6 protein-coding genes are annotated in these 9,421 nt (G+C 65.4%); 1 reads left to right on the top strand and 5 read right to left on the bottom strand.

The window, feature by feature from the left end:
* The 5 genes from SR3_RS29420 to SR3_RS29400 all read right to left on the bottom strand — a co-directional run.
* On the bottom strand, positions 1-999 hold a 999-nt coding region (locus tag SR3_RS29420; RefSeq protein WP_174549215.1), incomplete at its 3' end, for a penicillin acylase family protein.
* A 207-nt stretch (positions 1,000-1,206) separates the two neighbouring features.
* The gene (locus SR3_RS29415) at positions 1,207-2,808 is read right to left on the bottom strand and encodes an N-acyl-D-amino-acid deacylase family protein (RefSeq protein WP_084456055.1); all 1,602 of its coding nucleotides are present in this window, start codon (positions 2,806-2,808) and stop codon (positions 1,207-1,209) included.
* A gap of 31 nt (positions 2,809-2,839) precedes the next feature.
* Complete coding sequence (locus SR3_RS29410) at positions 2,840-4,084, bottom strand: dicarboxylate/amino acid:cation symporter (protein ID WP_307564891.1); 1,245 nt, start codon at positions 4,082-4,084, stop codon at positions 2,840-2,842.
* 39 nt (positions 4,085-4,123) lie between these two features.
* The gene (dgcN, locus tag SR3_RS29405) at positions 4,124-5,131 is read right to left on the bottom strand and encodes an N-acetyltransferase DgcN (protein ID WP_068094719.1); all 1,008 of its coding nucleotides are present in this window, start codon (positions 5,129-5,131) and stop codon (positions 4,124-4,126) included.
* Between the two features lie 92 nt (positions 5,132-5,223).
* Complete coding sequence (locus SR3_RS29400) at positions 5,224-6,108, bottom strand: LysR family transcriptional regulator (RefSeq protein WP_068094716.1); 885 nt, start codon at positions 6,106-6,108, stop codon at positions 5,224-5,226.
* Positions 6,109-6,512: 404 nt separating this feature from the next.
* Between SR3_RS29400 and SR3_RS29395 the strand changes: the two genes are divergently transcribed.
* A complete protein-coding gene (locus SR3_RS29395; RefSeq protein WP_068094714.1) occupies positions 6,513-9,365 on the top strand; it encodes a TonB-dependent receptor plug domain-containing protein in 2,853 nt (950 codons plus the stop codon).
* The last annotated feature ends 56 nt before the right edge of the window (positions 9,366-9,421 follow it).

Below are 9,421 nucleotides of genomic sequence, written 5' to 3'. Positions count from 1 at the left end.
CCAGCCGCCGTTATGGCGGTATTGCTCGGGATCGGCGGGGTTGAGGGTGAGGATGAAGACATCCTCCTGATCGATATGGAAATTGGTGCGGCCAAAGGCGAAGCGGTCGGTATGGCCCTGCATGATGCCGGGCAGACCCGGAGCGCCCGCACCGATCAGATCGAGCCCCGGCGCGGAGAGATGCGCGACATGGCGCGGCGCAAAGCCGCCGATGCCGATATGCGGATCATTGGCCAGAATGGGCCGCCCGCTGGCGGTGTGCGATCCGGCCAGGGTCCAGGCGTTGCTGCCCGCATTGGCATTGTCGGTGCGGCGCCCGGCCTCATCGACCAGCGCGCCGAAGGGCAGGCCCTTGGCGGCCTTGTGGAGGATGCCCAAATCCTCGGGGCTGATCGCCCCCAGATCGAGGCCCGGCGCCGGGGTGAAGGGCGCGGGCGGGCGCAGCGGCGCGCAGATCGCATCGAGATCGAGCCGTCCGGCATGGGTCAGCGCGGCGCGGCGGATCTTTTCCTCCAGATTGCCCACGGCGATGTCACGCCCGGCCATCAGCTGGCGCGCGTCCCAGCGCAGCGGGTGGAGCTTGAGGATGCCGTATTCCAGCGGCAGCAGGCTGGGGTCGGCTTCGCATTCGGCGATGCGGGCGTTCACGCCGCTGACATAGGCTTCGAGGCAGCTTCTGGTTTCTTCTCCCAAAGCGGCCAGTTCGGCCTCCAGATCGCCGCGATAGCGCAGCAGATGGGAGGCTTCGTCATGGTCCGCGAAGGGAGCGCCAAAGCTTTCGGCCAGGCGGCCCGTGCGGCGGCGATAGTCGAGGTCGATGGCGAAAAGATGGTCGCGTGCCACCACATAGCCCTGGCCGAAAAAGGCGTCTGCCTTGCTGGCGGCGCGGATATGGGGGACGCCCAGATGGTCGTCGATGATCTCGATCTGGCCTTGCGCTCCGGGCACCTTGCGGCGTGTGGCCAGCGGCAGCGAACGGGCCAGAGCAGGGCTGCACATGACGGTCTCCAATGTTGCCAGAGCGATGGAAGAACGCAGGAGCCTGCGGCGATTGATGCGAAACATGAACAATCCCGGTGGTTGGAGCGCCCGGGCCCAGAGAGGGGAAGACCCGGACGCTCGCTTCAGGGGGGAGGCACAGGGTAGGGCGGCCCGCCCGCCCTGTGCTATGCTAATTGGTGGCAGCGGTATGCCGCCTGTCTATACCTAATGCGCGGGGCAGGCTTTCGGTGCCGGGCGCAGCAGCACGCGGCCAGCCAAAATACCGGTGTTGGTGTCGGAATCCACGGTGAGGCGTCCGTTCACATAGAGCTGGCGCACCCCCACGCTGAGTTCGCGCGGATGGACGTAATCGGCGCGCGGGGCGTAATGGGCAGGGTCGATCACTGCCACATCGGCATAGTAGCCTGCGCGCAGATAGCCGCGATGATCCAGCCTGTAGATATCGGCGGTGCGCCCGGTGGACTGGCGGATGAAGGTTGCCAGATCGATGACATGGCGTTTTTGCACATAGAGGGCGTATTTTTCGGCAAAGGTGGCGAATTGCCGGGGGTGGCCGTCCGAGCCGTCGGAACTGGTGACCACCCACGGCTGCTTCATGAACAGGTCCACATCGGCATCGATCATGTTGAAGGAGGCGATGGCGCCGCCGTAATGCTTATCGTCGGATCGGGCGTCCTGCGTGATGATCTTGAGCGCCGCATCGAGGGGATCGAGGCGCCACGCCGTTGCCATCTGTTCCAGCGTCTTGCCGGTCCAGTCGAAGCCTGCAGAGATCAGCAGCATCTTGGCGGGGCCGCCCCTGCGGCGCATGTTCTTCACCATGTCGGCGCGGATGCGCGCCATGGTGGGGGCGTCCGCGAAGCGTTCCAGCATCTTTTTCGGCCCGCCATCGACTGACCAGCCCGGCAGCAGCGAGGCCTCGAGGCTCGATCCCGAGGCCAGCCATGGATACTGATCGGCGGTGACATCCTGCCCGGCTTTGCGGGCCGCCTCGATCATGGCGATGATCTCTGGCGCTTGGCCCTGCACATCGACGCCCAGCGCCTTGATATGGGCGAAATGGACCGGCATGCCTGCCTCGCGCCCGATGCGCAGCACCTCTTGCACCGATCCTTTCAGGCCGATGGTGTAGCTGGATTCATCGCGTTGATGCGTATCGTAAAGGCCGCCGCGGATGGCGGCCTCGCGGGCGACGGCGATCACCTCCTCGGTCTTGGCGAAGCTTTGCGGGGGGTAGAACAGGCCGGTCGAGAGGCCCACCGCGCCCTCGCACATGCCCTTGGCGACCAGCGCCTTCATGCGGCCGAGTTCCTCGGCATCGGGCGCGCGGGCATCCTGACCCAGCACGCGCTGGCGCACCGCGCCAAAGCCGATCATTGGCACCAGATTGGTGCCTACGCCCGCCTTGCTTCGCTGGGCGGCATAGGTGGCAATATCGGGCGTGCCATAGCCGTCCACACCGACCAGAATGGTGCTGACACCCTGCCGCGTCCATGGCGCATTGACCCGCACCGCCGGGTCGGGCGAGAGGATGTAGGTGTCGGGATGGCTGTGCGCATCGATCAGACCGGGGCTGACGATCATGCCTTTGGCGTCAACGGTTTGCGCGGCGCGCAAGGGGCTGTGCGGGCCGACATAGAGGATGCGCTCGCCCTTGATCGCCACATCGCCGATGAAGGGCTTGCCGGTGCCGCCATCGTAGATCGTGCCGCCCGTTATCACCACATCGGCCTGTTGTGCCGGAGCGGCGGCGCCTGCCAGCAGGGTGGTGGCCAGCATCAGGGCGGCGGGTTTGAAGCGTGTCATCGAAAGCGAGACCTTTCGCTGGGGGGATGGGTTATTGGCTGCGCGCCACGGCGGTGGTGACGGCCAGATTGGCGCTGGCGCTGGCGACGGTGCGGGTCATGTCGAGCAGGCGATCAAAAGGCAGCACGAAGCCCACCACCAAGGCGCAACGCTCGGGCGGGACGCCGACAGCCGACATCACCGCGCTCAGCATAAAGAGCGAGGCGGCCGGGATCGGCGCCGTGCCGAAAGCGGCCAGCACGCCGGTCAGCAGCACGATGGCCAGCATCGGCAGATCGGGCGTGATGCCCAGCGCCTGCAGCGCAAACAGGCTGAGCAGGCCGACATACATCGCCGTGCCATCCTTGCCGATGCTGGCCCCGATGGGCAGCACGGTGGAGGCGACGGCAGGATCGACGCCCAGCCCCTCGTGCGCCACCTTCAGCGCGGCGGGCAGGGTGGCGGCTGACGATGCGGTGGAGAAGGCCACCAGCAGTGCCTCGGGCAGGGCGCGGAAGAAGCGCGATGGGCTCATGCGGCCCAAGGTGGCCACCAGTGGTGCGTGGACCAGCAGCATCTGCGCCACCACGCCCAGCATAACGCCGGCGGCCAGCCAGCCCATATTGGCGAAGACCGCCACGCCGAATTTGGCCACCGCATTGCCGATCAGCGCCAGCACGCCGAAGGGGGTGACCTCCATCACCAGCCGCACCATCTGGAACAGCACCGCATTGGCCGAGCGCAGCCCATGCGCCATGGCGCGGCCCTGCCGCCCCGCCGTCATGGTGGCCAGGCCCAGCAGCACCGAGAAGAAGATGATCGCCAGCATATCGCCCTGTGCCAGAGCCGCCAGAATGTTGGTGGGCACGATGGCCAGCAGCTGCTCGCCAAGGCTGGGGGTGGGGCCCAGCGCATGGGGCGGCAGCTGGCCCAGCTTGGCGCCCACACCGGGATGCAGCACCAGCCCGATCGCCATGCCCAGCGAGACCGCGCAGATGGTGGTCAGCGCAAAGAGCCCCAGCGTGCGCGCACCCACCGCGCCCAGTCGGCGTGGATCGGCCATGGCGGCCACGCCGCTAGCGATGCTGATCAACACCACCGGCACCACCAGCATGCGGATCAGCCGCATGAACAGGTCGCCGACAAAGGCGATACCGCCTACGAAGCCCGGCGCGGTCAGCCCCAGCAGCACGCCCAGCAGCAGCGCCCCCAGCACGCGGAGCCACAGGGGCCATGCCAGCCAGCGCTTGACGATCACCATAGCTGTTGTGTCCTTGCCCGCGCTTGTGTTTGGCATGTCATCCCGCCTTGCCATGCGTTTGACAAGACCCGGTTTTCAGGCGCTCACGCCCAGCAACTGGTCGAGCATGCCCTCCACGCCCATCGCATAGGGATCGCAGCAGGGCAGGCCCATACGCGTTTCGGTCTGAGCGCACAGACGGCGGGCGGCCTCGGGCTCCATGGCGGAGGTGTTGAGCGCAATGCCCACCGCGCGCACCTGCGGGTTGGTCAGGCGGGCGGTGCGCAGATTGGCCTCAAGGCACTCCTCCAGCGCGGGCAGGCCATAATGGGGCAGGCCGCGCATATGCTGGCGCGCGGGATCGTGGCACAGCACCAGCGCATCGGGCTGGGCGCCATGCAGCAGGCCGGTCGAGACCCCGGCGAAAGAGGGATGGAACAGCGAGCCCTGACCCTCGATCAGATCCCAGCCGCCGTCATGGCGCTCCGGGCTGATCTGCTCGATGGCGCCGGAGATAAAGTCCGCCACCACGGCGTCGAGCGGCACGCCCGATCCGGCGATCAGGATGCCGGTCTGCCCGGTGGCGCGGAAATCGGCGGCGACGCCCCGCGCGCGCAGGCCCTTTGCCAGACACAGCGTGGTGTACATCTTGCCCACCGAGCAATCGGTGCCCACCGTCAGCAGGCGCTTGCCCGCGCGCTTGCGGCCATTGCCCACAGGAATGTCGGGGTGCGGATCGCGCACATCATGCAGGCTGCGGCCAAGGCGCCGCGCGGCCTCGACCAGTTCGGGCACATCCTTCAGACGCTGATGCAGGCCCGAGGCGATGTCCAGCCCGGCGTCCATCGCGGCCAGCGCATCGGCCACCAGATCCTCGCCCATGCGGCCCCCGGCATTGGCCACGCCCAGCACCAGCGTGCGCGCGCCGGCTGCCACGCTTTGCGCGAAACTCTGGCGCGGCAGGTTCAACGTGAGCGGGCAATCGTCGTGCCGGAATTCGCCGGTACAATCCCGCGGGCGGAAGGCGGCGAGACCACGGGACGTCTTGATGCCGATCTCGTCACGCGAATGGCCGATGTAGAGCAGATAGGGGGAAAGGATCATGGCGCGCCTGTTTGCGGGAAGGATGCAAACAAGCCTATCGGGCAGGCCGGGCGTGGACCAATAGCCTTGCTCCCGCACCCTATAGATGGCGGTTATAAGGCGTCGATGATCGCGGCCAGCCTGTCGAGGAAGTCGCTCATCGCCTGCGAGGGCGGGCGGCTCTGCAGGAAGACGGCGTTGATATCATAGGCAATCGCCGGTTGAAGCGGGCGGTAGGAGAGGCCCCTTTCGCGCGCCGCCTCGGCGGTGAAATTGTCGACGATGGCCATGCCCACCCCGGCCTTCACCAGCCCGGCGGCGACATAATAGGTGCGCGCGGAAACCGTCTCCTGAAGGGTAACGCCCAGCCGCTCCATCTCGCCCGAGAGCAGCCAGCCCAAAGGCCCGGCCTGAATGGGGCTGATAAAGCGCTGCCCGTCCAGACTGTCGAGCGAAAGGCGGGGCGGGGCCTCGGGCAGGTCATCCTCTCGGTAGAGGACGACCAGTTCGCCCTCGCCGATCACGCGGTGGGTGACGGGCGCGCCGGGGGGCAGATGGAAGCTGATCGCCACATCGGTTTCGCGCTCATAGAGTTTGCGCAGGATTTCATCGTGATGCAGCGTCTGCAGATCGAAGAGCACTTCGCTGTGCTGGCGCAGATAGCTGGCCACCGCCTGAGGGATCAGATCCAGCCCCAGCGAGGGCAGCGCCGACACGCGCAGCACCGCGCCGCGTCCGTCGCGCAAATTGCGGCTGGTCTGGCGCAGGGATCGCACCTTGTCATGCACCTCGGCCACTTCGGCGAAAAGGGCGTGGGCATCCTGCGTGGGGACCAGGCGACCCCGCGTGCGCTGGAACAGCTCCAAACCCAAAGTCTGTTCGGCATGGCGCAGCACCTTGGAGACCGAGGGCTGCGAGACGTTCAGTGCAGTGGCAGCGGAGCTGACCGAGCCATGGACATAGACCGCATGGAAGATTTCGATGTGCCGAAAATTCATGAAGGCGCCATGATCGGCCTCAAGTGGTCTGGCGTCAAGTGGTAGCTCTGCCCTTGCAAAGGGCGGATTCCTGCACCTTATGCCCTAAGTCTATGGATAACCCAACAATAGGAACGATCTGGGTGATTGACGGCAAGAAGCGGCAGGTGCAGCCTGATACCAATTAGGGACCGGTTCGAGAGGACTAGCGCCCCGACATTGCAACATCATGACCGGGGCCGGGTTGCCACAGCCAAGGCCAAGGCACTGCGAATTCGGGCGGCACAAGCATGACCGCCCGGGCGCAGAACAGGAGGGAGGCTGAGCATGAAGGTGCAGGGAACATCACGCGCGCAAAGTCTGATCGCGCCATCACGCATGGTGCTGTCGGCTTGTAACCAGTTTGAGCATGGGGGCTCCAAGCAATGAAACAGTCTTATAAGCGCATGATTGCCGGCGGAGCGCTGGCGGTGGCTCTGGCATGGGGGCCGGTGGCGGCCCTTGCCCAGGATACGGCGCCATCCAAAAGCGATGCCGCGAGCGACCAGCCCGACAGCGAAATTCTGGTGACGGGATCGCGCATCCTGCGCTCCGGCTTCCAGTCGCCCACGCCGCTCAATGTGATCGGCGAGACCGAATTGCGCACGCAATCGGTCAGCAACAACGTCGCCGATTTCGTCAACACGCTGCCCGCCGTGGCCGGATCGACGCGCCCGGCCAATTCGCGCCTGGCGATTTCCTCGGGTCTGGCGGGGATCAATGCGCTCAACCTGCGCAATCTGGGCACCACGCGCACGCTGGTGCTGCTCGACGGGCACCGCTCGGTGGGGTCGGACATCACCGGCGACGTTGACGTCAACGATTTCCCTCAGGATCTGATCAAGCGGGTCGAGATCGTCACCGGCGGCGCCTCGGCGGCCTATGGTTCGGACGCGGTGTCGGGCGTGGTGAACTTCGTGCTGGACAAGGGCTTCACCGGCCTGCGCATGAATGTGGAATCGGGCTTCAACCAGAAGGGCGATGGCTTCAACTACAAGGGCAGCGTGGCGGCGGGCATGAAGTTTGCCGGCGGGCGCGGCCATATCCTGCTCGATGGCGAATGGGCGCATAAGGACGGCATTTTCGACGCCAGCAAATACAGCTGGAACCAGCATGGCGACCGTATCCTGTCCAACCCGGCGTGGACCAGCAACAATGGGCAACCCGCCTATCTGGTCGTGACGGGGGCGGGCACCAACAACACGCTGCCCGGCGGCATCATCAATGCCTCGGCGGGCGCCACGCCCAATGCGCTGCGCGGCATCTATTTTGGCGCGAATGGCGCGCTGGGCCGCTACAATTACGGCAGTCCGTCGAACACCACCACCTCGGTGGGCGGCGATGCGGCGCTGGCCGATGGCAACCGCCGCATCGGGCTGGATGCCCAGGAGGACCGGCGCGGCGTCTTCGGGCGCACCAGCTTCGAAGTGTCCGACGCGCTCAACATCTATGGCGAAGCCTCCTACAACTGGCATCACACCGTGTTCAACGCGGGCCCCTCGCTGATTTCCACCGCCATCCTGCAGGCCAGCAATCCCTATGTGCAGCAGACTCTGGGCAACCTGCTGACCGGCACCAACACCATCACCGTGGGCAGTTCGGATGCGGGCTTCCCCTATCGCATCAATGACAACACCCGCAGCGTGCAGCGCTATGTGCTGGGCGGCGACGGCAAGTTCCAATGGCTGGGCAAGACCTTCCGCTGGACCAGCTATGCGCAATATGGCGTGACCAACACGCATGAGATGGAGCGCAACATCATCAACAACGCCAATCTGGCGCTGGCGCTCGATGCGGTGTCGGCGCCGGCGGGCAATGCGCTGGGCGTGGCGGCGGGCACGGTGGTGTGCCGCTCCAGCCTGACCAACACGGGCAATGGCTGCTCGCCGCTCAACATCCTTGGCACCAATGTGTCGAGCGCCGCGGCGCTGGGCTATGTGCTGGGCAATCCTTACCGCAACCAGACCTTCAAGCAGACCGTGGCCGAGGCGAACCTGTCGGTCGATCCCTTCAGCACCTGGGCGGGGGCAGTCTCGCTCTCCACCGGCTTTGCCTATCGGCGCGAGCAGGTTTCCGGCAATGTGCCCACGCAATATCGCACCGGCTGGTCGGTGGGCAATTTCCTGCCGACCTTCGGCAGCTATGACGTGAAAGAAGGCTACATCGAAACCGTGGTGCCGCTGGGGCTGGGGCTGACCGTCAATGGCGCGGGGCGTTTCACCGGCTATTCCACCTCGGGCTATGTCACCACCTGGAAGGGCGGCGCCACCTTTCAGCCGATCCGTGACATCACCCTGCGCTTCACCCGCTCCCGCGACATTCGCGCGCCCAATCTGAACGAGCTGTATCAGGCGGGCACCTCGCGCACCAACACGCTCAACGATCCCTTCAACAACAATGCCGTGACCACCTTTACCGAGGTGACCACCGGCAATCGCAACCTGAAGCCGGAAATCGCCAACACGCTGACCTTCGGCGGCGTGCTGCAGCCGCGCTTCATTCCGGGCCTCAGCCTCTCGACCGACTATTACGATATCCAGATCAACAATGCGATCGGGCAAGTCTATTCGCAGGAGATCGTCAACCGCTGCTACAACGGGCTGACCGACTATTGTTCGGCGATCACCCGCACGCCCACCGGCGCCACGCAGTTGACAGTGAATCTCAGCCCCTTCAACTTCTCGACCATCCATGCCCGTGGCATCGATTTCGAAGCCAGCTATCAACTGCCGCTCAGCCGCATCTCGCTGCCGGGTGAATTGTCGCTGCGCGGCATGGCCACGAAATATCTGAAGGACTACATCAACAACGGCATCGACCGACCCATCGACTATGTCGGCTCGATGAGCGACGGCGTGCCCCAGTGGATCTATCGCTTCGCCGCCACCTATACGCTGAAGGACTTCACCAGCGCGCTGGTGGTGCGCGGCGTCTCGCCCGGCACGATCAGCAACACATACATTCAATGCGCCAGCGGCTGCCCGGCCGTCACCGCCACCACGCCGATCACCTCCTACCCCACCATCGACCAGAACCATGTGGGCGGGGCGACCTATCTGGACCTGTCGCTGTCGCGCAAGGTGCCGATGGGCAAGTCTTCGCTGGAGGTCTATTTCGACATCACCAACCTGCTCGACAAGGATCCGCCGATCGTGGCCAGCGGCGGTCTTTCGACCACCGGCAGCTATTTCGACCTGCTGGGCCGCACCTTCCGCATGGGGCTGCGCTTCCAGCTTTGAGGTTTGCGTTTCGGACGGCTGGCATGCTTGATCCGATCACATCGGATCAAGCATGC

The sequence above is a fragment of the Novosphingobium rosa NBRC 15208 genome (assembly GCF_001598555.1).
GTDB classification, from domain to species: Bacteria; Pseudomonadota; Alphaproteobacteria; order Sphingomonadales; family Sphingomonadaceae; genus Novosphingobium; species Novosphingobium rosa.
Note: the sequence above shows the minus strand (reverse complement) of the source record. Positions and strands in the feature narration are given on the sequence as shown.

Bases quoted from the DNA above. Each gene is read 5' to 3' on its own strand.
- SR3_RS29415 (WP_084456055.1), bottom strand. From the start codon at position 2,808: ATGACACGCTTCAAACCCGCCGCCCTGATGCTGGCCACCACCCTGCTG.
- SR3_RS29410 (WP_307564891.1), bottom strand. From the start codon at position 4,084: ATGCCAAACACAAGCGCGGGCAAGGACACAACAGCTATGGTGATCGTC.
- dgcN (WP_068094719.1), bottom strand. From the start codon at position 5,131: ATGATCCTTTCCCCCTATCTGCTCTACATCGGCCATTCGCGTGACGAG.
- SR3_RS29400 (WP_068094716.1), bottom strand. From the start codon at position 6,108: ATGAATTTTCGGCACATCGAAATCTTCCATGCGGTCTATGTCCATGGC.
- SR3_RS29395 (WP_068094714.1), top strand. From the start codon at position 6,513: ATGAAACAGTCTTATAAGCGCATGATTGCCGGCGGAGCGCTGGCGGTG.